This is a genomic window from Streptomyces sp. NPDC002669 (genome assembly GCF_042889165.1).
Taxonomy (GTDB): Bacteria; Actinomycetota; Actinomycetes; order Streptomycetales; family Streptomycetaceae; genus Streptomyces.
Window position 1 is genome coordinate 79122 of sequence record NZ_JBIAQQ010000031.1, and the last position, 25268, is coordinate 104389.

The following is a 25268-nucleotide window of genomic DNA, read 5'->3' on the forward strand; positions in this document are numbered from 1 at the left end:
GGTGTCCCCCTGTCCGTGAGGACACCGAGGACACCCCCGATGTACAAGTTCTTCTTCCAGCTGGTCTTCAAGCGGATGGACCCGGAACAGGCCCACCACCTGGCCTTCCGGTGGATCCGTCTGGCCGCCCGCATCCCCGTCCTGCGCACCTTCGTCGCCGCCGCGCTCGCGCCCCGGTACGAGGAGCTGCGCACCGAGGCCCTCGGCCTGCGCATGCACGGCCCCTTCGGCCTCGCCGCCGGCTTCGACAAGAACGCCGTCGCGATCGACGGCATGGCGATGCTCGGCTTCGACCACGTCGAGATCGGCACCGTCACCGGCGAGCCGCAGCCCGGCAACCCCAAGAAGCGCCTCTTCCGCCTCGTCGCGGACCGTGCGCTGATCAACCGCATGGGCTTCAACAACGAGGGCTCGGCCGCCGTGGCCGCCCGGCTGGCCGCCCGCAGGCCGGTCTTCCGGACCACGGTCGGCGTGAACATCGGCAAGACGAAGGTCGTGCCGGAGGCCGAGGCGGTCGGCGACTACGTGAAGTCCGCCGAGCGCCTCGCCGGCCACGCCGACTACCTCGTCGTGAACGTCTCCTCGCCCAACACCCCGGGCCTGCGCAACCTCCAGGCCACCGAGGCGCTGCGGCCGCTGCTGGGCGCCGTGCGCGAGGCGGCCGACCGGGTCGTCACCGGGCGCCGGGTCCCGCTGCTCGTCAAGATCGCCCCGGACCTCGCGGACGAGGACATCGACGCGGTCGCCGACCTCGCGGTCGAGCTGGGTCTGGACGGCATCATCGCCACCAACACCACCATCGCCCGCGACGGCCTCGGCCTGAGGTCCGCGCCCGCCCTGACCGGGGAGACCGGCGGACTTTCCGGCGCGCCCCTCAAGGCACGCTCCCTGGAGGTCATCGGCCGCCTGTACGCGCGCGTGGGCGACCGGATCACCCTCGTCGGCGTCGGGGGCATCGAGAACGCCGAGGACGCCTGGCAGCGCATCCTGGCGGGCGCCACGCTCGTCCAGGGCTACAGCGCCTTCATCTACGAGGGCCCGTTCTACGCCAGGGCGATCCACAAGGGCCTGGCCGCGCGCCTGGCCGCCTCCCCGTACACAACGCTCGCCGAGGCCGTCGGCGCGGAAACCCGGAAGGCCACCGCATGAGCCCCGAACCCTTCGGCGCACGCCTGCGCCGCGCCATGGACACCCGCGGACCGCTCTGCGTGGGCATCGATCCGCACAGCTCGCTCCTGACCTCTTGGGGCCTGGCCGACGACATCGCCGGCCTGGAGCGCTTCACCCGCACCGTCGTGGAGGCACTGGCCGACCGGGTCGCCGTGCTGAAGCCGCAGTCGGCGTTCTTCGAGCGCTTCGGCTCGCGCGGCATCGCCGTGCTGGAGAAGGCCGTGGCGGAGGCGCGGGCGGCCGGCGCGCTGGTGCTGATGGACGCCAAGCGCGGCGACATCGGCTCCACCATGGGCGCCTACGCGGCGACCTACCTGGACCCGGCCTCGCCGCTGTTCTCGGACGCGGTCACCGTCTCGCCGTACCTCGGCTTCGGCTCGCTGCGCCCGGCGCTCGACGCGGCGGCCGCCTCCGGCGCGGGCGTCTTCGTGCTCGCCCTCACCTCCAACCCGGAGGGCGCCGAGGTGCAGCGCGCCACCGCCGCCGACGGCCGCTCGCTGGCCCAGCTGATGCTGGACCACATGGCCGCCGAGAACGCGGGGGCCAGCCCGCTGGGCTCGGTGGGCGCGGTGGTCGGCGCGACGCTCGGGGACGCGGGAGCGGACCTGGCGATCAACGGGCCGCTGCTCGCCCCCGGGATCGGGGCGCAGGGGGCGACGCCCGCGGATCTGCCCGGAGTCTTCGGCGACGCGGTGGGCAACGTGGTGCCCAGCGTGAGCCGCGGCGTACTGAGCCGCGGACCGGACGCGGCGGGGCTGCGGGCGGCCGCGGAACGGTTCGCGGACGAGATCCGGGCCGCCGTCTCGGATGGGTGAACGGGCCACGTAACAGCCCGTTGACTGTTTCCTGACCAAAAAACTCGGTTGTTATGCCTGAAATGTCCTGGTCGGCCAAGGCTGACCAGGACTTTTCGTTGGTTCTCGCTGACTCGGGCGGTCTTGGCCGCTAGTCTCCGTCGAGAGCCGATGCGCACGAAGTGTTCGTCGCTCACCTGGTGCGGGGCGATCTGCGTCCTCACCGGTCCGTATCCGACAGATCGACATCCGAGGTGACGTAGGCGTGGCTCTTCCGCCCCTTACCCCTGAACAGCGCGCAGCCGCGCTCGAAAAGGCCGCCGCGGCTCGCCGGGAGCGGGCCGAGGTCAAGAATCGACTCAAGCACTCCGGCGCCTCCCTCCACGAGGTCATCAAGCAGGGCCAGGAGAACGACGTCATCGGCAAGATGAAGGTCTCCGCCCTCCTGGAGTCCCTGCCGGGCGTGGGCAAGGTCCGCGCCAAGCAGATCATGGAGCGGCTCGGCATCTCCGAGAGCCGCCGGGTCCGGGGTCTCGGCTCCAACCAGATCGCATCCCTGGAGCGTGAGTTCGGCGGCAGCGCCGCCTGACGTTCTCGGGCACCCCCGAGAACCTGGATAATCGCTGCATGGCTGCAACATCCCGGGGGACGTCCCCCGTACCCCCGGACGTACGTCCGCGGCTGACCGTGCTCTCCGGCCCCTCCGGGGTCGGCAAGAGCACGGTCGTCGCCCATATGCGCAAGGTCCATCCCGAGGTCTGGCTCTCGGTGTCGGCGACGACCCGCAAGCCGCGCCCCGGCGAGCGCGACGGCGTCCACTACTTCTTCGTGGACGACGGGGAGTTCGACAAGCTGATCGCCAACGGCGAGCTGCTGGAGTGGGCCGAGTTCGCGGGCAACCGCTACGGCACGCCCCGCCGCGCCGTGCTCGACCGCCTGGAGGCGGGCGAGCCGGTGCTGCTGGAGATCGACCTCCAGGGCGCCCGGCTGGTCCGGCAGTCGATGCCGGAGGCCCAGCTGGTCTTCCTGGCCCCGCCGAGCTGGGACGAACTGGTCCGCCGGCTCACCGGCCGGGGGACCGAGGCGCCCGAGGTGATCGAGCGCCGGCTTGCCGCCGCCCGGGTCGAACTGGCCGCCGAGGCCGAGTTCGACACGACGCTGGTCAACACCTCCGTCGAGGACGTGGCCCGTGAGCTGCTAGCCTTGATGCTGGAGGCTTCCGGCCACCGTGCCGGCTAGCGACTGACGCACGACTGAACGGTCTGAAGGATCTGAACGGTTCGAACCGCTTGAACCGTTGAGTCACAGCACGACGCAGTCGTGACCGGCCCTGGCAAGCACGGCGGAACCCCGCACCGTCAAAGTTTTCTTTGATCTTTACCCCCTTCGGAAGGCAGAGAGTGTCCTCTTCCATCACCACGCCCGAGGGCATCATCAACCCGCCGATTGATGAGCTCCTCGAGGCCACCGACTCGAAGTACAGCCTCGTGATCTACGCCGCCAAGCGCGCGCGCCAGATCAACGCGTACTACTCGCAGCTCGGCGAGGGTCTCCTGGAGTACGTCGGCCCGCTCGTGGACACCCACGTCCACGAGAAGCCGCTGTCGATCGCGCTCCGCGAGATCAACGCGGGCCTGCTCACCTCCGAGGCCATCGAGGGCCCCGCGCAGTAAGCAGGAATCGCACCTTCACCTCGGGCCCGGCCGCCACGGCAGCCGGGCCCGAGGCGTGTCCGGGGCGACGGCGTCGGGGCCGGTGCGGTGAGGCAGCATGGGGGTTGTTCGTATCCGAGTGCGGGGAGACGCAGTGGACAAGCCGAAGGTCGTTCTTGGGGTCAGCGGGGGCATCGCCGCGTACAAGGCGTGCGAGCTGCTGCGCCGGCTGACCGAGTCCGGACACGACGTGCGCGTCGTCCCGACCGGGTCGGCGCTGAACTTCGTGGGGGAGGCCACCTGGTCGGCGCTCTCCGGCCACCCGGTGTCCACGGAGGTCTGGGACGACGTCCACGAGGTCCCGCACGTCCGGATCGGGCAGGGCGCCGACCTCGTCGTCGTCGCCCCCGCCACCGCCGACACGCTCGCCAGGGCCGCCCACGGCCTCGCCGACGACCTGCTCACCAACACCCTCCTCACCGCCCGCTGTCCGGTCGTCTTCGCGCCCGCCATGCACACCGAGATGTGGGAGCACCCCGCCACCCGGGAGAACGTCGCCACGCTGCGCCGCCGCGGCGCCGTCGTCATCGAGCCCGCCGTCGGCCGGCTCACCGGCGTCGACACCGGCAAGGGCCGGCTGCCCGACCCCGGCGAGATCTTCGAGATCTGCCGCCGGGTGCTGGCCCGCGGGCCCGTCGAGCCCGACCTGGCCGGGCGCCACGTCGTGATCAGCGCGGGCGGCACCCGCGAGCCGCTCGACCCGGTGCGCTACCTCGGCAACCGCTCCTCGGGCAAGCAGGGCTACGCGCTGGCCCGCACCGCGGTCGCCCGCGGCGCCCGGGTCACCCTCGTCGAGGCCAACACCGGTCTGCCCGACCCGGCCGGGGCCGACGTCCTGCACGCCGGGACCGCCGTCCAGCTGCGCGAGGCCGTGCTGAAGGCCGCCGCGGACGCCGATGTGGTCGTGATGGCGGCGGCGGTCGCCGACTTCCGCCCCGCCGAGTACGCCACGGGGAAGATCAAGAAGAAGGACGGGCAGGAGCCCGCGCCCATCACGCTCGTCCGCAACCCCGACATCCTCGCCGAGGTGGCCGGCGAACGCGCCCGGCCGGGCCAGATCGTCGTGGGATTCGCCGCCGAGACCGACGACGTCCTCGCCAACGGCCGGGAGAAGCTCCGCCGCAAGGGCTGCGACCTCCTAGTCGTCAACGAGGTGGGGGAGCGCAGGACCTTCGGGTCGGAGGAGAACGAGGCGGTGGTGCTCGCGGCGGACGGCGGCGAGACCCAGGTGCCCCACGGACCCAAGGAAGCACTCGCCGACACGGTCTGGGACCTCGTGTCGGTACGCCTGGGGTGAAATTCTTGCTGCATGCCGCCGACCGGGCCGGAACCCCTGAAACTCGGGGAAAAACCGGCTTCCGGAGGCCGGTCGGCGGCCGCGGGGGGAACGTGGGGCCGGTCACAGAACTCCCAAGGGGCGAGACACACTGTCCGCCGGGCGAAAGCGACCGATAAACTGATCCAGGACCGTGTCGGGCGCAGCTCCCGGCGGTCCGCCAAATGATCAGCCAGCAGCCGCTGCAACCCCAGGGAGCGATGTGTCCCGCCGTCTCTTCACCTCGGAGTCCGTCACCGAGGGCCACCCCGACAAGATCGCCGACCAGATCAGCGACACCATCCTCGACGCACTGCTCCGTGAGGACCCGACCTCCCGGGTCGCCGTCGAGACCCTGATCACCACCGGTCTGGTGCACGTCGCGGGTGAGGTCACCACCAAGGCCTACGCCGACATCCCGAACCTCGTGCGCAACAAGGTCCTGGAAATCGGCTACGACTCCTCCAAGAAGGGCTTCGACGGCGCCTCCTGCGGCGTCTCGGTGTCCATCGGCGCGCAGTCGCCCGACATCGCGCAGGGCGTCGACACCGCCTACGAGAAGCGGGTCGAGGGCGACGAGGACGAGCTCGACAAGCAGGGCGCCGGCGACCAGGGCCTGATGTTCGGCTACGCCTGCGACGAGACGCCCGAGCTCATGCCGCTCCCGATCCACCTCGCGCACCGGCTCTCGCGCCGGCTCTCCGAGGTCCGCAAGAACGGGACCATCCCGTACCTGCGCCCCGACGGCAAGACCCAGGTCACCATCGAGTACGACGGCGACAAGGCCGTCCGTCTCGACACCGTCGTCGTCTCCTCGCAGCACGCCAGCGACATCGACCTCGACTCGCTGCTCGCGCCCGACATCCGCGAGTTCGTCGTGGAGCACGTGCTCGCGCAGCTGATCGAGGACGGCATCAAGCTCGACACCGAGGGCTACCGGCTGCTGGTGAACCCGACCGGCCGTTTCGAGATCGGCGGCCCGATGGGCGACGCCGGTCTGACCGGCCGGAAGATCATCATCGACACCTACGGCGGCATGGCCCGGCACGGCGGCGGCGCCTTCTCGGGCAAGGACCCGTCGAAGGTGGACCGCTCGGCGGCGTACGCGATGCGATGGGTCGCCAAGAACGTCGTCGCGGCCGGCCTAGCCGCCCGCTGCGAGGTCCAGGTCGCGTACGCGATCGGCAAGGCCGAGCCGGTCGGCCTGTTCGTCGAGACCTTCGGCACCGCCGCGATCGACACCGAGAAGATCGAGCACGCCATCGGCGAGGTCTTCGACCTGCGCCCGGCCGCGATCATCCGCGACCTCGACCTGCTGCGCCCGATCTACTCCCAGACCGCGGCGTACGGCCACTTCGGCCGCGAGCTCCCCGACTTCACCTGGGAGCGCACCGACCGGGTGGACGCGCTGCGCGCGGCGGCCGGGCTGTAGGCCCCCCGCACTTCGCCCGTACGCCGGGGCCCGGACACCACGCGCGGTGTCCGGGCCCCGGCGCGTGCGGTGTCCGGGGCCGGGGCCGCTGTCGGTGGCGTCTGGTAGGAATTTGGCTGTGAGCAGCGAAGACGAGCGGTCCGAGGACCCCGGCAGTGGGGCCCCGGAGCAGCTTGCGCTGATCCGGGAGACGGTGCGCAGGGCCAAGGTGCCGCGGGCCAAGCCGCGCACCTGGCGCGACGCCGCCCTCGCCCCGGAGCTGCCCGTCGCCCGCGTCCTGGTCAACAAGGGCGCCCTCCACCTCGACCAGTACTTCGACTACGCGGTGCCCGAGGAGCTCGACGCCGAGGCCCGGCCCGGGGTGCGGGTGCGGGTGCGCTTCGGGGCCGGCGGGCGCAACGTCCGGGGCGGACGGCGCGAGGGCGGCGGCCTGATCGACGGCTTCCTCGTCGAGCGGCTCGCCGAGTCGGACTATCCCGGGGCCCTGGCCGCGCTCGCCTATGTCGTGTCGCCCGAACCGGTGCTGGGGCCGGAACTGCTCGCCCTCGCGCGCGCCGTCGCCGACCGCTACGCCGGCAGCCTCGCCGATGTGCTCCAGCTGGCCGTGCCGCCCCGCAACGGCAAGGCCGAGGCCGCGCCCTCGCCCGAGCCCCTGCCCCCGCCGCCCGCCCCCTCGGCGGGCAGCTGGGAGCGGTATCCGCAGGGACCGGCGTTCCTGCGGGCCCTGGCCGGGGGCGGGGCGCCCCGGGCCGTGTGGACGGCGCTGCCCGGCCCCCACTGGCCCGAGGAGATCGCCAGGGCCATGGCCGCGACCCTCGCATCGGGGCGCGGCGCACTCGTCGTCATGCCGGACGGACGGACCGCGGGCCGGGTGGACGCGGCGCTCACCGAGCTGCTCGGACCGGGCCGGCACGCGCTGCTGACCGCCGAGTCCGGGCCGGAGAAGCGCTACCGCCAGTGGCTCGCGATCCGGCGCGGTTCGGTGCGCGCGGTCGTCGGGACGAGGGCCGCGATGTTCGCGCCCGTCGCCGACCTCGGCCTGGTCGCCGTCTGGGACGACGGGGACTCCAGCCACAGCGACGACAACGCCCCCTTCCCGCACGTCCGCGAGGTGCTCGAACTGCGGGCGACGCAGAGCCGGTGCGCGTTCCTGCTCGGCGGCACGAGCTGCACCGTGGAGGCCGCCCAGCTGGTGGAGAGCGGCTGGGCGCTGCCGCTGGCCGCGGACCGGGAACAGTTGCGGACCGCGGCGCCCCTGGTGCGCACGGTGGGCGACGGGGAGCTGGCCAGGGACGGCGCCGCCAGGGCCGCGCGGCTGCCCAGCCTGGCCTGGCAGACGGTGCGGGACGGGCTGCGCAGCGGCCCCGTCCTGATCCAGGTGCCGCGCCGCGGCTACGTTCCCCGGCTGGCCTGCGAGCGCTGCCGCGAACCCGCCCGGTGCCGGCACTGCTCCGGGCCGCTCCAGGCGGTCGACCAGCAGGACCTCGAATGCGCCTGGTGCGGACGGGCCGAGACCGCCTGGCGCTGTGTCGCCTGCGGCGGGGCCCGGCTGCGGGCCAGTGTCGTCGGCGCCCGCCGCACGGCCGAGGAGCTGGGCCGGGCCTTCCCGGACGTGCCGGTGCGGACCTCGGGCCGCGACCACGTCCTCGACTCCGTACCGGCGGCCCCGGCGCTGGTGGTCAGCACTCCCGGCGCCGAACCCGTGGCCGAGGGCGGTTACGCGGCGGCCCTGCTGCTGGACGGCTGGGCGATGGTCGGCCGGCCCGACCTGCGGGCGGGCGAGGAGGCGCTGCGCCGCTGGACGGCCGCGGCCGCGCTGGTGCGCGGGCAGCGGGAGCGGGGCACGGTGGTGATCGTCGCCGAGCCGACGCTGCGGCCGGTGCAGGCCCTGGTGCGCTGGGACCCGGTCGGCCACGCCCGCCGCGAACTGGCGGAACGGGCCGAGCTGGGCTTCCCCCCGGTCTCCCGGATGGCGGCGGTGACGGGGACGCCGGAGGCGCTCGCCGCGTTCATGGCGGCGGTCGAGCTGCCGCCGGAGGCCGAGGTGCTCGGCCCGGTCCCGGTGCCGTCCGCCGTGCCGGGCAGGCCCCGCAGACCCGGGGAGGCGCCGCAGGGGGAGTCCTGGGAGCGGGCGCTCCTGAGGGTGCCGCCGGGCCGCGGGGCGGCGCTGGCCGCCGCGCTGAAGGCCGCGCAGGCGGCGCGTACCTCCCGGGGCGGCGGCGAGCAGGTCCGGATCAGGGTGGATCCGCCGGACATCGGGTGACGGCGCGGCGGAGGGGCGAAGGACCCGTACGGCGGCCGGCCGCGGATGCGGCCGACCGCCGGTGGGTTCGGTGGTGGGGGGTGTGTGTGGTGGAGGTACGGCCGCCCCGCCGGGCGTCGGACACGGCGGGGCAGGGGCAGAGCGGTCAGCCGTTGCGCGGGCCGGGGAAGACGCCGGGGCGCAGGTCGTCCCGGAGGGCCGGACGGTCCCCCGGCTGCGGGGGCATGGAGCGCGCGGCGGGCACCACGGGCAGCGCGGAGGGGTTCGCCGGACCCGGCAGCGCGCGCGGCACCGCCGTCTCCGCGGCGGTCTCGCCCGCCCCCGTCTGCCGGGCGTTGCGGCGGGCGCCGTAGCGCCGGTGCACCGCCTGCTTGGTGACTCCGAGCGCGGAGCCCACCGCGTCCCAGGAGAAACCCAGCGAACGGTCGAAGTCCACCGCCGCGGTGACCAGGGTCTCGACGCTGTCGCGCAGTTCCTGGGCCAGCCTGACGGTGGGGGCCGGGGCCCGGCCGTAGACGACGAAGCCCGTGGACGGGCCGGAGCGGCGGGGACGGTAGACGTTGCCCAGTTGGGCGGTGAGCGTGCGCAGCGCGTCCACCTGCCGCCGGACCCGCTCGATGTCCCGCACCAACAGATGCAGGCTGGCCCTCGCTTGGGCGTCGTGGGTTGCGTGGTCGGCCATGAAGAAGCCTCTCGAACCGGCGTTGAAAGGGATCGGGCCGCATCGTGGCGGCTCGCTTCGGTCAATCTCTCTTGACCAACGCCCGAGCTGTGGATCTGGTCACGCATCAGGGGCGCGTGCGCCCGTCAAAGGGGCGCGCGGCCGTGCGTACGCCCCCCGGCGGCCCGGCCCATAGACTGTGGGGCCGACCGGCGAACAGGGGGCGGCGTCACGGGGCTGCCGGTCGGTCCCACGCGTCGCTCGTCACCGTACGTTCCGGCCCGAGAGGCAGTCAGCCACCCATGAAGCTCGTCTTCGCAGGCACCCCCGAGGTAGCCGTACCCGCCCTGGACGCCCTGATCGCCTCCGACCGGCACGAGGTGGCCGCCGTCGTCACCCGGCCCGACGCCCCCGCCGGACGGGGCCGCCGACTGGTCGCCAGCCCCGTCGCCGAGCGCGCCGAGGAGGCCGGCATCGAGGTGCTCAAGCCCGCCCGGCCGCGCGACGAGGACTTCCTTGCCCGGTTGCGGGAGATCGCCCCGGACTGCTGCCCGGTCGTCGCCTACGGGGCGCTGCTCCCCAAGGAGGCGCTGGCCGTGCCCGCCCGCGGCTGGGTCAACCTCCACTTCTCGCTGCTGCCCGCCTGGCGCGGCGCCGCCCCCGTGCAGCACGCGGTCATGGCGGGCGACGAGGTGACCGGGGCGTCGACCTTCCTGATCGAGGAGGGCCTGGACTCCGGCCCGGTGTACGGCGTCCTCACCGAGGAGGTGCGCCCCACCGACACCAGCGGTGACCTGCTCACCCGGCTCGCGTTCGCCGGTGCGGGGCTGCTCGCCGCGACGATGGACGGCATCGAGGACGGCACCCTGCACGCCGTTCCGCAGCCGGCCGAGGGGGTCACCCTCGCACCGAAGATCACCGTCGAGGACGCCCAGGTGCAGTGGTCCGCCCCCGCCCTGCGGGTCGACCGCGTGGTGCGCGGCTGCACGCCCGCCCCCGGCGCCTGGACCCTGTTTCGCGGGGAACGCCTGAAGCTGGTCCAGGTGGCGCCCGTGCAGGACCGTGCCGACCTGGCCCCCGGCGAGCTGTCGGCGGCCAAGAACAACGTGTACGTGGGCACCGGATCGCACGCCGTCGAGCTGCTCTGGGTCCAGCCGCAGGGCAAGAAGCCGATGCGGGCCGCCGACTGGGCCCGCGGGGTGCGCATCGCCCACGGCGAGCTGCTGGGCGTCTGAGAGCCGCCGGGCGCCCGCCGGCCGGCGGGCGCCGGGACCCTTCACGGCCGGGGCGGCGATACGCTGGGAGGATTAGTTCTCTCGACCTTCAGCGGAGCACCTTTCACGTGAACGACCAGCAGCGTCCCCGTCCCGCCAAGCCGCACCGCCGTCCCAAGAAGGATCCGGTCAGGTTCCTCGCCTTCGAGGCGCTCAGGGCCGTCGACGAACGCGACGCGTACGCCAACCTCGTCCTGCCCCCGCTGCTGAAGAAGGCCCGCGCCAAGGGCGACTTCGACCACCGGGACGCGGCGCTGGCGACCGAGCTGGTCTACGGGACGCTGCGCCGCCAGGGAACGTACGACGCGATCGTCGCGGCCTGCATCGACCGGCCGCTGCGCGAGGTCGATCCGCCGGTCCTGGACGTGATCGACATGGGCGTGCACCAGCTGCTCGGCACCCGCATCCCCACCCACGCCGCGGTCTCCGCCAGCGTGGAGCTGGCCCGGGTGGTGCTCGGCGAGGGACGGGCCAAGTTCGTCAACGCCGTCCTGCGGAAGGTCTCCGCCGACGACCTCGACGGCTGGGTCGCACGGGTGGCCCCCTCGTACGAGGAGGACCCCGAGGACCACCTCGCGATCGTGCACTCGCATCCGCGCTGGATCGTCTCCGCCCTGTGGGACGCGCTGGGCGGCGGCCGGGCCGGGATCGAGGACCTCCTGGAGGCGGACAACGAACGCCCCGAGGTCACCCTGGTCGCCCGCCCCGGCCGCGCCACCGCCGACGAACTGCTCACCGCCCTCGGTGACGGGAACGGCCTGCCCGGCCGCTGGTCGCCGCATGCCGTGCGGATGGCGGAGGGCGGCGAGCCCGGCGCCCTGGACGCGGTCCGGGAGGGCCGGGCCGGGGTCCAGGACGAGGGCAGCCAGCTGGTCGCCCTGGCCCTCGCCGCCGCCCCCGTGGAGGGGAGCGACAGCCGCTGGCTCGACGGCTGCGCGGGACCGGGCGGAAAGGCCGCCCTGCTCGCCGCGCTCGCCGCCGGACGGGGCGCGTCCCTGCTCGCCGCCGAGAAGCAGCCGCACCGGGCCCGCCTCGTCGAGCGCGCCCTGTCCGGCAACCCCGGCCCGTACCAGGTGATCACCGCCGACGGCACCCGCCCGCCGTGGCGGCCGGGAAGCTTCGACCGGGTGCTGATGGACGTGCCGTGCTCCGGCCTCGGTGCGCTGCGCCGCCGCCCGGAGGCGCGCTGGCGCCGCCGCCGGGAGGACCTGGAGAACTTCGCCCCGCTGCAACGGTCGCTGCTGCGCGAGGCGTTGGCGGCGGTGCGGGTCGGCGGCGTCGTCGGCTACGCGACCTGCTCGCCGCACCTCGCGGAGACCCGGGTGGTCGTCGAGGACGTGCTCAAGGGGCGCGGCGGCCGGCCCGTGGAGGCGGAGTGGGTGGACGCCCGCCCGCTGATGCCCGGGGTGCCCGCGCTGGGCGACGGCCCGGACGTCCAGCTGTGGCCGCACCTGCACGGCACGGACGCGATGTACCTGGCGCTGCTGCGGCGCACCGCCTGAGGACCCGGCCGGCCCGGGGGTGCCGCTGCGTGTTCCTGCAACGGCCCCCCGGGCGCCCGCCCCGGGCCGAAACGTCCGGATCGTGCGGCCGGGAGCGCCCGGATCGCGCGAACTGTAATGATCCCGTGAGGCTTTGGCCCGCACCGGGGCGGGGAAGGGGCGCGGAACATGGCAGGCTTGGCACATGGCCCAGATCAACCCCAGCATCCTGTCCGCAGACTTCGCCCGCCTCGCCGAGGAGGCGAAGGCAGTCGAAGGTGCCGACTGGCTCCATGTCGATGTGATGGACAACCACTTCGTGCCCAACCTGACCCTCGGCGTGCCGATCGTGGAATCGCTCAGCCGGGCCACGGACATCCCGCTGGACTGCCATCTGATGATCGAGGACGCGGACCGCTGGGCGCCGCAGTACGTCGAGGCCGGCGCGGGCTCCGTCACCTTCCACGTGGAGGCCGCGGCGGCGCCCGTGCGGCTGGCGCGGGAGATCCGGGCCAAGGGGGCCCGCGCCTCGATGGCGCTCAAGCCCGCGACGCCGATCGAGCCGTACGAGGACCTGCTGCCCGAGCTCGACATGCTGCTGATCATGACGGTGGAGCCGGGCTTCGGCGGCCAGGCGTTCCTGGACATCATGCTGCCGAAGATCCGCCGCACCCGTGAGCTGATCTCCAAGCACGGCCTCGAACTGTGGCTCCAGGTCGACGGCGGGGTCTCCGAGTCCACCATCGAGCGGTGCGCCGAGGCCGGGGCGGACGTGTTCGTCGCGGGTTCCGCGGTGTACGGGGCGAAGGACCCGGCCGAAGCGGTGCGGGCGCTGCGCACCAGGGCCGAGGGGGCCATCGCCCCGGCGGCCCGGTCCTGCGGCCACTGACGTCCGGGCGCCGGGTTTCCGTTCGCGGGTCGGCCCGGCCAAGGGCAGATGAACTCGGTCCGACGGGACCGATCAGGGAGCGCCGCATCTGACAGGATGAACGGCGTATCGAGAGTGTGAACAGCAGTGAGGAGATCGCGGTGTCTGCAATGTCGGCGGGTCGGTCCGCCCTGCGGATGGGGCCCGCGGAGCTGGTGCAGGCGGCGGCCATGGCCCGCCGCTTCTACCTCGAGGGAAAGTCGAAGATCCAGATCGCCGAGGAGTTCGGCGTCAGCCGTTTCAAGGTGGCCCGGGTCCTGGAGACGGCTCTTGAGCGCGACCTCGTACGGATCGAGATCCGCGTTCCCGCCGAGCTGGACGCCGAGCGCTCCGACGCGCTCCGGGCCCGCTACGGGCTGCGCCACGCGGTCGTCGTCGAATCCCCCGCGGAGGAGCAGGACGACGCACCCGACCCGGAGAACCTGGGCGAGGTCGCGGCCGATCTCCTCGGCGAACTGGTGAACGAGGGCGATGTGCTCGGCCTGGCCTGGGGCCGGTCGACCATCCACATGGCGGCGGCGCTCGACCGGCTGCCGCCGTGCACGGTCGTGCAGCTCACCGGGGTGTACGACGCGGGGACGGCCGAGCGCGGCTCCGTCGAGGCGGTCCGGCGGGCGGCGCAGGTGTCGGGCGGCGAGGCCCACCCCATCTACGCCCCGATGCTGCTGCCCGACCCGGCCACGGCCGCCGCGCTGCGGCACCAGACCGGTATCGCCCGGGCCTTCGAGTACTTCGACAAGGTGACCGTGGCCGCGGTCTCCATCGGTTCCTGGGAGCCGGGCATCTCGACCGTCCACGACATGCTCTCGGACGAGGAGCGGGCGCACTACGCCTCGCTCGGCGTCGCCGCGGAGATGTCCGCGCACCTCTTCGACACCGAGGGGCGGCGGGTCGGCCGGGACCTGGGGGAGCGGTGCATCACGGTCGAGGCGGACCGGTTGCGCCGGATCCCCGAGGTGGTGGCGATCGCGGGCGGCCAGCGCAAGGCCGCGGCGATCGGCGCGGTGCTGAGGTCCGGTCTGGTCACCAGCCTGGTGACGGACACGGCGGCGGCCGACTACCTGCTGACGGAGTCGCCCGCGCCGCAGCGTCCGGCGCTGGAGCGGGCCGACCCGGACGGCGACTGACGGGGGACGGGAAACGGAAGGGGCCCCGGCCCGGCACACCGTGCCGGGCCGGGGGCCCCTTCCGCGAGGTCCGCGGCGGGTCTCAGTCCGGGGCCACGCCCAGGACCGTCGCCTCCAGGTACTCCTCGGGCTCCTCGTACTGCCCCACGTCGGCCGGGTTGTAGCGGGGCGTCTGCCGCGACCAGTCCAGGTTGCCGCGCATCCAGCTCCGCATCCCGTCCAGGTACGGCGCGAGCATCCACGACAGCTGGGGGTAGGCACCCAGCAGCTCGGCCTCCGCGGCGAGGAAGCGCCGGGTCTCGGTCTCGATCTCCGCGCAGACGTGTTCGAGCGCCTGCCGCTTGCCGTGGCCGCGGTGGTGCCGGACCAGGTGGACCAGGTTGTGGATCTCCCCGAGCACCTGCTCCTTCTCGTAGGAGTACACGTCGTTGGCCCAGCACACGACGTTGCACGAGGCTTCCAGCGCCGTGATGAACCGGGAGTCGTTGTGTATCGACTCCGGGGCCTCGATGCCGGCCACGATCTCTATCAGGTCCATGCAGACATGTATCGCACCGGTGTGGCGCCGCTTGGCGATGTACGTCTCCTCGGACGGCACCACGCCCGCGGCCCGGTTGCCGGCCTCCCAGGTGGTGGCCGTCGTGAGGTAGGTGGTCACGTGCCAGGCGAACCGGGTGCGCCAGTGCGCGGACGTGCCGGGCGTGGTGCGTTCCCACAGGTCGGCCAGGGCGATCACGGCCGCGGGCAGCTCCTCGTCCGGCAGGACGACCGGGCCGGGGCTCTCGATCACGGAACGCATCACGCGGACCACGTCCCGCACCCGCTCCGGGCTGCGGCCGAGCCGGCCGTCGTCGAGCTGGTCGTCGACCAGGAACAGCCACACGAACCAGTCGGCGACGAGGTCGAGGTTCTTGCGGTCGGCGGTCGGATAGACCATGCCGACGAACGCTCCGAAGTCCGCCTGCTCGAAGCGTTCTCTGGCTGAATCCCGGTGCACCAGACCGGTGTTGCGGATCCATTCGGCGAGGTGGATCCGGGTGTGTCCGACGTGCGGGTTGGTCCGCTGGGGGAACGGGCAGTAGATGTCCGGCAGTTCGCTCTCCACGGGTGGGTCGTGATCCTCTCCGGTCGTACGGGTGACGGAAGTTGTGACCCTTCCGACTGTTCCTCCGGGGCGTAGTCGTGACCCACGGGACCTGCGGATTTGAAGCTACCTGACCCCTTGACACCAGGTCCAGGGAAGATGATCGGGAATGATTCGAAAGCGCTTCGGGTAGGGTCACCCGCCAAGGCAGGTTCCGCTTGCCCGGGGCCCCCGTCCGCTTCCTTTCGGAGGAACATACGAACGCGGGGGTCATTTGCTGTGTCTTGCTGGAGGCGACCTGCTCTTTTTTGTATGAAAAAATGAGCCTTATGCGTTTTCTTGAGCCCGGCACCGGTCGCTACACAGATTCCCCCTCGGTCCCGTACGACCTCACGTACGACGACGTCTTCATGGTTCCGGGGCGTTCCGCGGTCGGTTCCCGCCAGGGTGTCGACCTCTCCTCGCCCGACGGCACCGGCACCACCATTCCGCTGGTCGTCGCGAACATGACGGCCATCGCGGGCCGCCGGATGGCCGAAACCGTCGCCCGTCGGGGTGGCCTCGTCGTCATCCCGCAGGACATCCCGATCGAAGTCGTCACCGACGTCATCTCCTGGGTGAAAACGCGCCACCTGGTGCTCGACACGCCGATCGTGCTGGCCCCGGGCCAGACCGTCGCCGACGCGCTGTCCCTGCTCCACAAGCGCGCGCACGGCGCGGGCGTCGTCGTCGACGGGGAGCACCGGCCCGTCGGCGTCGTCACGGAGCACGACCTGAACGGCGTCGACCGCTTCACCCAGCTCTCCGAGGTCATGTCCAAGGACCTGTTGCTGCTCGACGCGGGCATCGATCCGCGCGACGCGTTCAACCGGCTCGACGGCGCCAACCGCAAGCTCGCCCCCGCGGTCGACGCGGACGGCCGGCTCGTCGGCATCCTCACCCGCAAGGCCGCCCTGCGCGCCACCCTGTACACCCCCGCCACCGACGCCGCGGGCCGGCTGCGGATCGCCGCCGCCGTCGGCATCAACGGCGACGTCGCGGGCAAGGCCGCACAGCTCCTCGACGCGGGGGCCGACACGCTCGTCGTGGACACCGCCCACGGCCACCAGGAGTCCATGATCGGTGCGGTCCGGGCCGTGCGCGCGCTCGACCCGAAGGTGCCGATCGTCGCGGGCAACATCGTCGCCGCCGAGGGCGTGCGCGACCTCGTCGAGGCCGGCGCGGACATCATCAAGGTCGGTGTCGGTCCCGGCGCCATGTGCACCACCCGGATGATGACCGGAGTGGGCCGTCCGCAGTTCTCCGCCGTGCTGGAGTGCGCAGCCGAGGCCCGCAGGCACGGCAAGCACGTCTGGGCGGACGGCGGGGTGCGCCACCCGCGCGACGTCGCCATGGCGCTCGCCGCCGGTGCCTCCAACGTGATGATCGGCTCCTGGTTCGCCGGTACGTACGAGTCGCCCGGCGACCTCCAGCAGTCCGCCGACGGCCGTCTCTACAAGGAGTCCTTCGGCATGGCCTCCGCGCGCGCCGTGAAGAACCGCACCTCGGACGAGTCCGCGTACGACCGGGCCCGCAAGGCGCTCTTCGAGGAGGGCATCTCCACCTCGCGGATGTTCCTCGACCCGGCCAGGCCCGGCGTCGAGGACCTGATCGACTCGATCATCGCGGGCGTCCGCTCCTCCTGCACCTACGCCGGAGCGGCCTCCCTGGCGGAGTTCGCCGAGAAGGCGGTCGTCGGGGTGCAGAGCGCCGCCGGATACGCCGAGGGCAAGCCGCTGCACGCCAGCTGGAGCTGATCTCCCGGGACCCGCGAGGTCCATGGAACCGGTGCCCCTCCGGGCCGTTCGAGCCCGGAGGGGCACCGGTGCGTCCGGGGGCGGGCGCCGGGGTCCGAGGGCGTCCGGCTCCCGGAAATCCATGGCACGACAGCGCTCATCAACCCCGTTGGAATGTAAGTAACATGAACCTCAATCAGCTTCCTGTTCCTCTGTGGTAAGGGATCTCATGTCCTTCTTCACCGACCTGGCCCAGCAGTACATCGACGGAGAATGGAGGCCGGGCAAGGGCTCCTGGGACATCATCGACTTCAACCCGTACAACGGGGAGAAGCTCGCCGAGATCACCGTCGCCACGGCCGGCGAGGTGGACCAGGCGTACCGCGCGGCGGAGGCCGCCCAGCAGACCTGGGGGGACACCAACCCGTACGCCCGCCGGCTGGTGCTGGAGCGGGCGCTGCGCGTCGTCGAGGAGCGCGAGGCGGAGATCGGCGACGCGATCGTCGCGGAGCTGGGCGGCACCCGGGTGAAGGCGGGCTTCGAGCTGCACCTGGCCAAGGAGTTCCTGCGGGAGTCGATCCAGCTCGCGCTGCGGCCCTCGGGCCAGATACTGCCCTCGCCGACCGAGGGCAAGGAGAACCGGGTCTACCGGATGCCGGTCGGCGTCGTCGGGGTCATCAGCCCCTTCAACTTCCCGTTCCTGCTGTCGCTGAAGTCCGTGGCCCCGGCCCTGGCGCTCGGCAACGCCGTGGTGCTCAAGCCGCACCAGAACACCCCGGTCTGCGGCGGCACGCTGGTGGCGAAGGTGTTCGAGGAGGCCGGGCTGCCCGCCGGTCTGCTGAACGTCGTGGTCACCGACATCGCCGAGATCGGTGACGCGCTGCTGGAGCACCCCGTGCCCCAGGTCATCTCCTTCACCGGCTCGGACCGGGTGGGGCGGCACGTCGCCACGGTGTGCGCGGCGAACCTCAAGCGCGCCGTGCTCGAACTCGGCGGCAACAGCGCGCTGATCGTCCTCGACGACGCCGACCTGGACTACGCCGTGGACGCGGCCGTCTTCAGCCGGTACGTGCACCAGGGGCAGGTCTGCATGGCCGCCAACCGCATCCTGGTCGACCGGGCGGTGGAGAAGGAGTTCACCGAGAAGTTCGTCGCGAAGGTCGCCTCCCTCAAGGTCGGCGACCCGGCCGACCCCGAGACCGTCATCGGCCCGCTGATCAACTCCTCGCAGGCCGAGGCCGTCTCCTCGCTCGTGGAGCAGACCGTGGAGGGCGGCGCCACGGCGCTGCTGCACGGCCGGACCGAGGGCAACCTGGTGAGCCCGTCCGTGCTGACCGGGCTGGCCGCCGATTCCCCCGTCCTGTCCCAGGAGATCTTCGGCCCGGTCGCGCTCCTCGTGCCGTTCGACGGCGAGGACGAGGCGGTCCGGATCGCCAACGACACCCCGTACGGGCTGAGCGGCGCGGTGCACACCGGCAACATCGAACGCGGCATACGGGTCGGGCAGCGCATCCGCACCGGCATGATCCACATCAACGACGGCACGGTCCACGACGAGCCCATCGTCCCGTTCGGCGGCGAGAAGAACTCGGGCCTCGGCCGGCTCAACGGCGACTCGATGATCGAGGCGTTCACCACCCAGAAGTGGATCTCGGTGCAGCACGGCCGGTCGCGGTTCCCGTTCTGAGCGGTCCGCCGTACCGCCGTTCCGGCTTCTTCGCGGCCGTGCCGCCCCGTCCCGACCGCCCGGGACGGGGCGGCACGGCCGCCGCCGTGAGGGGGGCGCCGCACGGCGCCGGGCCGTGGTCTACTTCGGTGGCGGCCCCTGCCGCCCCCGACACCGGCCATCGCAGAGAAGTGAACCACCCGCCGTGCGCCTGAACGACCTCGACGAACGCATCGTCCACGCCCTCGCCGAAGACGCCCGGCGCTCCTACGCGGACATCGGAGCCATGATCGGCCTGTCCGCGCCCGCCGTGAAACGCCGGGTGGACCGGCTGCGCGCCGAGGGCGCCATCACCGGCTTCACGGTCCGGGTGGACCCGGCGGCACTGGGCTGGGAGACCGAGGGGTTCATCGAGATCTACTGCAGCCGCAACACCTCGCCGGAGGCGATCAAACAGGGCCTCGCCCGGTACCCGGAGATCGCGTCGGCCTCCACGGTGACCGGCGACGCCGACGCGATCGTGCAGGTCTTCGCCGCGGACATGCGCCACTTCGAGCAGGTCCTGGAGCGGATCGCGGGCGAACCCTACGTGGAGCGGACCAAGTCCGTCCTGGTGCTGTCGCCGCTGCTGCGACGGTACTCGTCGGGCGTGCCCGAGTAGCGCTCCCGGCCCCCGCCGCCGACCGGCACGGGCCTGCGGACAAAGGGCCGGGTGAGACCTGGATCACGCGTGTGACCTGCGAAGACGCCCCGCGCAATGAATCGCCGGAACAGGCGGTGCCCACGCAACGGATCGACGGTGCACGCGCAACGGTCGCGTCTTGTCCGGCGCGAGCGGCAAACCGTACCGTCGATACGTCCCCGCCCCGCCCGTACCGACCGAGGTCAGCCATGCCGCCGTTGCGCACCGCCCTGCTCCAGAGCTCCGGACGCCCCGGGCGCGTGGACGAGAACATCGAGGCGCTCGACGACGCCGCGCGGCGGGCGGCAGGCGCCGGGGCCCGGCTGCTGGTCTGCCCCGAACTCTTCCTGACCGGCTACGCGATCGGGGCCGACGTCGCCCGGCTGGCCGAGCCGGCCGACGGGCCGTCCCTCCGCGCCGTCGGCGAGATCGCCGCCCGCCACCGAATCGCCGTCCTCCACGGCTACCCGGAACGCGCGGGCGAGCGGATCTTCAACGCCGCACAGTTCGTCGGCCCGGACGGGGCGGTGCTGGCCGGCTACCGCAAGACGCACCTGTTCGGCGACTTCGAGCAGAAGTGGTTCACCCCGGGCGAGCAGACCGTGGTCCAGGCCGAACTGGACGGCGTACGCGTCGGGATCATGATCTGTTACGACGTCGAGTTCCCGGAGAACGTCCGCGCGCACGCCCTCGCGGGCACCGATCTGCTCCTGGTGCCCACCGCGCTGATGCACCCCTTCCCGTTCGTCGCCGAGTCCCTCGTGCCGGTCCGCGCCTTCGAGAACCAGATGTACGTGGCGTACGCCAACCGGACGGGACAGGAGGGCGAGTTCGAGTTCGTCGGACTGAGCTGCCTGGCCGGACCCGACGGCACCGCCCGCACCCGCGCCGGACGCGGCGAGGAACTGGTCGTCGGCGAGGTGGACCCCGGCCTCCTGAGCGCCTCGCGCGCCGCCAACCCGTATCTGCGCGACCGCCGCCCCGGTCTGTACGGCGCCCTCGCCCCGGCCCGTACGGCTCCCTGACCCGAGCCCGCACCCCCCTTCGTTCCACCTCTCGTTCCGCGCAAGGAGTCCGTACCCCATGACGTCCACGGTGCCCAACGCCGTCCAGCACACCGACGCCGCCGCCGAGCCGATCACCATGTTCGGGCCGGACTTCCCCTACGCGTACGACGACTTCCTGGCGCACCCGGCCGGCATCGGACAGATACCGGCGACCGCGCACGGCACCGAGGTGGCCGTCATCGGCGGCGGACTGTCCGGCATCGTCGCCGCGTACGAACTGATGAAGATGGGGCTCAAGCCCGTCGTCTACGAGGCGGACCAGATCGGCGGCCGGCTGCGCACCGTCGGGTTCGACGGCTGCGACCCGGGCCTCACCGCCGAGATGGGCGCGATGCGCTTCCCGCCGTCCTCCACCGCCCTCCAGCACTACATCGATCTGGTCGGCCTGGAGACGAAGCCGTTCCCCAACCCGCTCTCCCCGGCCACCCCGTCGACCGTCGTCGACCTCAAGGGCGAGTCCCACTACGCGCGGACCATCGACGACCTCCCGCAGGTCTACCGCGACGTGATGGACGCCTGGAACCGCTGTCTGGAGGAGGGCGCCGACTTCTCCGACATGAACCGCGCGATGCGCGAGCGCGACGTGCCGCGCATCCGGGAGATCTGGGCGAGGCTCGTCGAGAAGCTCGACAACCAGACCTTCTACGGCTTCCTCTGCGACTCCGACGCCTTCAAGTCCTTCCGGCACCGGGAGATCTTCGGCCAGGTCGGCTTCGGCACCGGCGGCTGGGACACCGACTTCCCCAACTCCATCCTGGAGATCCTGCGCGTCGTCTACACCGAGGCGGACGACCACCACCGGGGCATCGTCGGCGGCAGCCAGCAGCTCCCGCTGCGGCTGTGGGACCGCGAACCGCAGAAGATCGTCCACTGGCCGCTCGGCACGTCGCTGTCCTCGCTGCACGGCGGCGAGCCGCGCCCGGCCGTGATCCGGATGAACCGCACCGCGGGCAACCGGATCACCGTCACCGACGCCACCGGCGACATCCGCACCTACCCGGCCGCGATCTTCACCGGCCAGTCCTGGCTGCTGCTCTCGAAGGTCGACTGCGACGACACGCTCTTCCCGATCGACCACTGGACGGCGATGGAGCGCACCCACTACATGGAGTCGTCCAAGCTGTTCGTCCCGGTCGACCGGCCGTTCTGGCTGGACCGGGACGAGTCGACCGGCCGGGACACCATGTCGATGACGCTCACCGACCGGATGACCCGGGGCACGTACCTCCTGGACGACGGCCCCGACCGGCCCGCCGTCATCTGCCTCTCGTACACCTGGTGCGACGACAGCCTGAAGTGGCTGCCGCTCTCCCCGGCCGAGCGCATGGACGTCATGCTCAAGTCGCTCGGCGAGATCTACCCGGACGTGGACATCCGGAAGCACGTCATCGGCAACCCGGTGACGGTCTCCTGGGAGAACGAGCCCTACTTCATGGGGGCGTTCAAGGCCAACCTGCCCGGCCACTACCGCTACCAGCGAAGGCTGTTCACCCACTTCATGCAGGACCGGCTGCCCGCCGACCGGCGCGGGCTGTTCCTCGCGGGCGACGACATCTCCTGGACGGCCGGATGGGCCGAGGGCGCCGTGCAGACCGCGCTCAACGCGGTGTGGGGCGTGATGCACCAGTTCGGCGGCGCGACGGACCCGACGAACCCCGGCCCCGGCGACGTCTTCGACGACATCGCCCCGGTCGAGCTCCCGGAGGACTGAGCTCCCGGAACACCGAGCGCCCGGCAGGCTGCGAGAGCCCGCCGGGCGGCCCCGGGACCGGCGGGCACACGGGAGGCCCCCAACCCCCGTGCGCCCGTCCTTCGCACGAGCCGGTCCGGTGCTACGCGGGCCGGCAGACGCTGCGCTGCCGACCGAGGCCCGAGATCTCGACCTCCATCACGTCGCCCGGCCCCAGGTAGGGGAAGCGGCCGGACAGCGCCACACCCTGCGGGGTACCGGTGTTGATGACGTCACCGGGCTCCAGCACCAGGTACTGCGACAGGTGGTGCACCAGGTGCGCCACGCTGAAGATCATGTCCGCGGTGACGGAGTCCTGCCGCGGCTCGCCGTTGACGTAGCTGCGCAGCCGCAGGTCCTGCGGGTCGCCGACCTCGTCGGCCGTCACCAGCACCGGGCCCAGCGGGTTGAACGTGGCACAGCTCTTGCCCTTGGACCACTGGCCGCCCGACTCCTCCAGCTGGAAGGCGCGTTCGGAGACGTCGTTGCTGACGGCGTAGCCCGCGATGTGCGCGGCGGCGTCGGCGGGGGAGTCCAGGTAGGAGGCGCGGCGGCCGATGACGACGGCCAGCTCCACCTCCCAGTCCGTCTTCTTCGAACCGCGCGGGATGAGCACGTCGTCGTACGGGCCGACGACCGTGTTCGGCGACTTGTAGAAGAGGATCGGCTGCTCGGGCGGCTCGGCACCCGACTCCGCGGCATGGGCCGCGTAGTTCTGGCCGATGCAGAGCAGCGCGGAGGGCCGGGCCACCGGGGCGCCGATCCGCAGGCCCGTGACGTCGGTCTCGGGGAGCACGGGGCCGGCCGGAACCAGGCGCGGGTCGTCCGCGAGCGCGGCGAGGAACGCGCCGTCGATGTCGTCGGTGATGCCGGACAGGTCGTGGTGACGGCCGTCGGGGCGGACGAGGACCGGGCGCTCGTGGCCCGGCTCGCCGATGCGCATCAGTCGCATGGGAGGAACTCTCTCGGGAGGGAGGGGGGTCGGGGGTTCAGTGCAGACGGGCGAGGGCGTCGGCGGTGACGGCGTGCAGCGGCGGCCGCCCGGAGAACAGGCGCAGCACCTCGTCGACGGCGCTCGCCCCGAGCCGCTGCCGGCACTCGACGCTGCCCGCCGCCTGGTGCGGGGTGAGCAGCACGTTGGGCAGGGAACGGAACGGGTGGTCCACCGGCAGCGGCTCCGCGTCGAAGACGTCGATCGCCGCGTCCAGCCGGCCCGACGACAACTCGGCGAGCAGCGCCTCCTCGTCGACCAGCCACGACCTCGCGGTGTTCACCAGACCGGCCCCGTCCGGCATCAGCGCCAGCTGCGCGGCACCGATCATCCGGTGGGTCTCCTCGGTGACCGGGGCGTGCACGGCGACGATCCGGCTGCGCGACAGCAGCGCGTCGAGCGGTACGCGTTCCACGCCGAGCTCCCGCGCGTCCGTCCCGGAGAGGTACGGGTCGGCCACGCACACCCGCGCCCCCATCGCCCGCACCAGGGCGATGTACGCGCGCCCGGTGCGGGAGGCGCCGATCACCCCGATGTCGCTGCCGTGGATCTCGTGGCGCGGCGGGGCCTGGCCCGCCGCCTCCCACGTCGCCCCGCCGCGCAGGGCGTGGTCGAAGCGGTGCACGCGGTGCAGCAGGGACAGGGTGAACGCGAGCGCGACCTCGGCGACCGGCCGGGCCATCTCGTCACCGGCCTGGGTGACCAGGACGCCCCGCCGGAACACCTCCTCGGTGACGTACGGCGCGACCGCCGAACCGGTGTGCGCCACCAGTTCCAGCCGGTCGGCCGACGCGAGAAGCCCGGCGTCCACCCGCGGCGCCCCCCACGAGGTGATCAGGGCACGGGCGCCGGGCAGCGCCGCACCGAGTGCGTCCCGGTCGGTGTGCTCGTCCAGGACCGTCAGCTCCGCGGCCCGTTCCAGCTCCCGCCACACCTCGGTGGTGAACAGCTGGACACGCAGCGCGGGCGGCACGGCGACGACCACCCGGGGGCGGCCGGCCGGTTCAGGAGAGCCAGGCATCGAGGTGCTCCGCGACGAAGGCGTCGTCGGTCAGCCAGGGGTAGGCCGCGGCCACCCGGGTGATCTCCTCGGCCTGCCCCGGGGAGAGCGTCTCGGCCGGGTCCAGGCACCGGATGTTCGCCAGCAGGCCCTGCCGGCGCAGCACCTCGTGGACGCCGGCGATGCAGCCGCGGAATGCGCCGCGCACGTCGAACACCGCGCTGTTGGCGTCGGTCAGCTCCGGGCGGCGGGCCAGGCAGCGCACCATCGCCCCGTGGTCCCCGCCGCGCGCCCTGCGGACGTCGTCCAGGAGGGTCACCGCGGAGCTAGTCCACACGGCCCACTGGCCGAGGAGGCCGCCCGCGAACCAGCGGGGCCCGTCGTCCGTGGTGCCGTAGGGGGTGAGGAGGTCGCCGATGATGTCGTCGTCGTTGCCGGTGTACAGGGCGACTTCGGCGGCGCGGTCGGCGGCGGCCACGGCGCGGACGACGTCGGCGGTGCGGTAGCGGTCGAACGGGGCGATCTTCACGGCGACCGTGTTCGGCAGGTCGGTGAACGCCGACCAGAAGTGGGGCGACAGATAGCGGCCGCCGACGGCCTCCTGGAGGTAGAAGCCGATCACCGGCAGCACCTCGCCGACCGCCCGCGCCCGGTCCAGCAGCCCCTTCTCGTCCGCGCCGGGCACGGCGGGGCTCAGCAGCACCGCGTCGTAGCCGAGCGAGGCGGCGGTCTCGGCCTCCGCGACGGCCTGCGCGGTGTATCCGCAGGCCCCGGCGACCTTGACGAACGGGCGGCCGGCCTCGGAGTCGATCGTCTCGGCCGCCAGCTCCAGGACCGGCCGCAGCAGCCCGACCTCCGGCTCGCGGATCTCGAACTGGGTGGTGTGCACGGCGACGGCGACCCCGCCCGCCCCCGACGCGAGGTAGTAGCGGGTCAGCGCGCGCTGGCGGCGCTCGTCGAGCTTGCGGTCGGCGCCGAGGGCGAGTGGATGAGCGGGGATGACGGCTCCCTCAGCGAGCACGTCCATCGGAGTGCGCGCCGGGGCTGAGGCGGTAGCCGAGGAGGGTACGGGTTGGGGAGTGGTCGCGGCTACGGGGCCGGGTGCAGGCGCGGTCAT

Annotated in this window: 22 protein-coding genes; 17 read left to right on the forward strand and 5 right to left on the reverse strand. The window is 72.7% G+C overall.

Going from position 1 to position 25268, the window contains the following annotated elements:
* Window positions 1-39 precede the first annotated feature (39 nt).
* From ACFYW1_RS33065 to ACFYW1_RS33100, 8 genes are all read left to right on the forward strand, one after another.
* The gene (locus tag ACFYW1_RS33065; protein WP_389001644.1) at window positions 40-1149 is read left to right on the forward strand and encodes a quinone-dependent dihydroorotate dehydrogenase; all 1110 of its coding nucleotides are present in this window, start codon (window positions 40-42) and stop codon (window positions 1147-1149) included.
* Window positions 1146-1985: an orotidine-5'-phosphate decarboxylase gene (gene pyrF, locus ACFYW1_RS33070; protein ID WP_389001647.1), complete on the forward strand. Its 840-nt coding sequence runs from the start codon at window positions 1146-1148 to the stop codon at window positions 1983-1985. The genes ACFYW1_RS33065 and pyrF overlap by 4 nt, the downstream gene beginning before the upstream one ends.
* A gap of 244 nt (window positions 1986-2229) precedes the next feature.
* Window positions 2230-2553: an integration host factor gene (locus ACFYW1_RS33075; protein WP_014157387.1), complete on the forward strand. Its 324-nt coding sequence runs from the start codon at window positions 2230-2232 to the stop codon at window positions 2551-2553.
* Window positions 2554-2591: 38 nt separating this feature from the next.
* Window positions 2592-3203 (forward strand): guanylate kinase, encoded by a 612-nt coding sequence (gene gmk, locus ACFYW1_RS33080; protein WP_148833312.1) that lies wholly within the window; start codon window positions 2592-2594, stop codon window positions 3201-3203.
* Window positions 3204-3364: 161 nt separating this feature from the next.
* Entirely contained in the window at window positions 3365-3637 is a 273-nt protein-coding gene (rpoZ, locus tag ACFYW1_RS33085; protein WP_003970369.1) for a DNA-directed RNA polymerase subunit omega, read from the forward strand.
* A gap of 133 nt (window positions 3638-3770) precedes the next feature.
* Complete coding sequence (gene coaBC, locus ACFYW1_RS33090; RefSeq protein ID WP_389001654.1) at window positions 3771-4973, forward strand: bifunctional phosphopantothenoylcysteine decarboxylase/phosphopantothenate--cysteine ligase CoaBC; 1203 nt, start codon at window positions 3771-3773, stop codon at window positions 4971-4973.
* 241 nt (window positions 4974-5214) lie between these two features.
* Window positions 5215-6423, forward strand: coding sequence for a methionine adenosyltransferase (gene metK / locus ACFYW1_RS33095; protein WP_389001657.1), 1209 nt, complete (start codon window positions 5215-5217; stop codon window positions 6421-6423).
* 118 nt (window positions 6424-6541) lie between these two features.
* Entirely contained in the window at window positions 6542-8686 is a 2145-nt protein-coding gene (locus ACFYW1_RS33100; protein ID WP_389001659.1) for a primosomal protein N', read from the forward strand.
* A gap of 145 nt (window positions 8687-8831) precedes the next feature.
* Here the strand turns inward: ACFYW1_RS33100 and ACFYW1_RS33105 are convergent, their stop codons facing one another.
* Window positions 8832-9368: a hypothetical protein gene (locus ACFYW1_RS33105; RefSeq protein WP_148833304.1), complete on the reverse strand. Its 537-nt coding sequence runs from the start codon at window positions 9366-9368 to the stop codon at window positions 8832-8834.
* A 281-nt stretch (window positions 9369-9649) separates the two neighbouring features.
* On the opposite strand from ACFYW1_RS33105, the gene fmt reads away from it, so the two are divergent.
* The 4 genes from fmt to ACFYW1_RS33125 all read left to right on the forward strand — a co-directional run bounded on the left by fmt (window position 9650) and on the right by ACFYW1_RS33125 (window position 14157).
* Window positions 9650-10582, forward strand: coding sequence for a methionyl-tRNA formyltransferase (fmt, locus tag ACFYW1_RS33110; protein ID WP_389001663.1), 933 nt, complete (start codon window positions 9650-9652; stop codon window positions 10580-10582).
* 107 nt (window positions 10583-10689) lie between these two features.
* Window positions 10690-12123 (forward strand): RsmB/NOP family class I SAM-dependent RNA methyltransferase, encoded by a 1434-nt coding sequence (locus ACFYW1_RS33115; RefSeq protein WP_389001666.1) that lies wholly within the window; start codon window positions 10690-10692, stop codon window positions 12121-12123.
* A 184-nt stretch (window positions 12124-12307) separates the two neighbouring features.
* Complete coding sequence (rpe, locus tag ACFYW1_RS33120; protein ID WP_389001669.1) at window positions 12308-12991, forward strand: ribulose-phosphate 3-epimerase; 684 nt, start codon at window positions 12308-12310, stop codon at window positions 12989-12991.
* Between the two features lie 149 nt (window positions 12992-13140).
* The gene (locus ACFYW1_RS33125; protein WP_389001712.1) at window positions 13141-14157 is read left to right on the forward strand and encodes a sugar-binding transcriptional regulator; all 1017 of its coding nucleotides are present in this window, start codon (window positions 13141-13143) and stop codon (window positions 14155-14157) included.
* 82 nt (window positions 14158-14239) lie between these two features.
* On the opposite strand, the gene ACFYW1_RS33130 is transcribed toward ACFYW1_RS33125, so the two are convergent.
* Entirely contained in the window at window positions 14240-15262 is a 1023-nt protein-coding gene (locus ACFYW1_RS33130) for a terpene cyclase (RefSeq protein ID WP_389001672.1), read from the reverse strand.
* A 308-nt stretch (window positions 15263-15570) separates the two neighbouring features.
* Between ACFYW1_RS33130 and ACFYW1_RS33135 the strand changes: the two genes are divergently transcribed.
* The 5 genes from ACFYW1_RS33135 (at window position 15571) to ACFYW1_RS33155 (ending at window position 22142) form a co-directional block, all read left to right on the forward strand.
* Window positions 15571-17037 carry a GuaB1 family IMP dehydrogenase-related protein gene (locus ACFYW1_RS33135; protein ID WP_389001675.1) on the forward strand — a complete coding sequence of 489 codons (1467 nt, stop codon included), beginning with the start codon at window positions 15571-15573 and terminating at the stop codon, window positions 17035-17037.
* Window positions 17038-17245: 208 nt separating this feature from the next.
* Window positions 17246-18703 (forward strand): aldehyde dehydrogenase family protein, encoded by a 1458-nt coding sequence (locus ACFYW1_RS33140; protein ID WP_389001678.1) that lies wholly within the window; start codon window positions 17246-17248, stop codon window positions 18701-18703.
* A gap of 184 nt (window positions 18704-18887) precedes the next feature.
* On the forward strand, window positions 18888-19343 hold the full coding sequence (locus ACFYW1_RS33145) for an Lrp/AsnC family transcriptional regulator (RefSeq protein ID WP_283850625.1): 456 nt from the start codon (window positions 18888-18890) through the stop codon (window positions 19341-19343).
* Window positions 19344-19573: 230 nt separating this feature from the next.
* Window positions 19574-20389, forward strand: a complete 816-nt coding sequence (locus ACFYW1_RS33150) for a carbon-nitrogen hydrolase family protein (RefSeq protein WP_389001682.1) — start codon at window positions 19574-19576, stop codon at window positions 20387-20389.
* 58 nt (window positions 20390-20447) lie between these two features.
* Window positions 20448-22142, forward strand: a complete 1695-nt coding sequence (locus tag ACFYW1_RS33155) for a flavin monoamine oxidase family protein (RefSeq protein WP_389001685.1) — start codon at window positions 20448-20450, stop codon at window positions 22140-22142.
* A gap of 121 nt (window positions 22143-22263) precedes the next feature.
* Here the strand turns inward: ACFYW1_RS33155 and ACFYW1_RS33160 are convergent, their stop codons facing one another.
* The 3 genes from ACFYW1_RS33160 to ACFYW1_RS33170 are packed head-to-tail and all read right to left on the reverse strand — an operon-like array spanning window position 22264 to window position 25178.
* Window positions 22264-23112, reverse strand: a complete 849-nt coding sequence (locus ACFYW1_RS33160; RefSeq protein WP_389001688.1) for a fumarylacetoacetate hydrolase family protein — start codon at window positions 23110-23112, stop codon at window positions 22264-22266.
* 37 nt (window positions 23113-23149) lie between these two features.
* The gene (locus tag ACFYW1_RS33165; RefSeq protein WP_389001691.1) at window positions 23150-24172 is read right to left on the reverse strand and encodes a hydroxyacid dehydrogenase; all 1023 of its coding nucleotides are present in this window, start codon (window positions 24170-24172) and stop codon (window positions 23150-23152) included.
* Window positions 24156-25178 carry a dihydrodipicolinate synthase family protein gene (locus tag ACFYW1_RS33170; protein WP_389001694.1) on the reverse strand — a complete coding sequence of 341 codons (1023 nt, stop codon included), beginning with the start codon at window positions 25176-25178 and terminating at the stop codon, window positions 24156-24158. The genes ACFYW1_RS33165 and ACFYW1_RS33170 overlap by 17 nt, the downstream gene beginning before the upstream one ends.
* Between the last annotated feature and the right edge of the window lie 90 nt (window positions 25179-25268).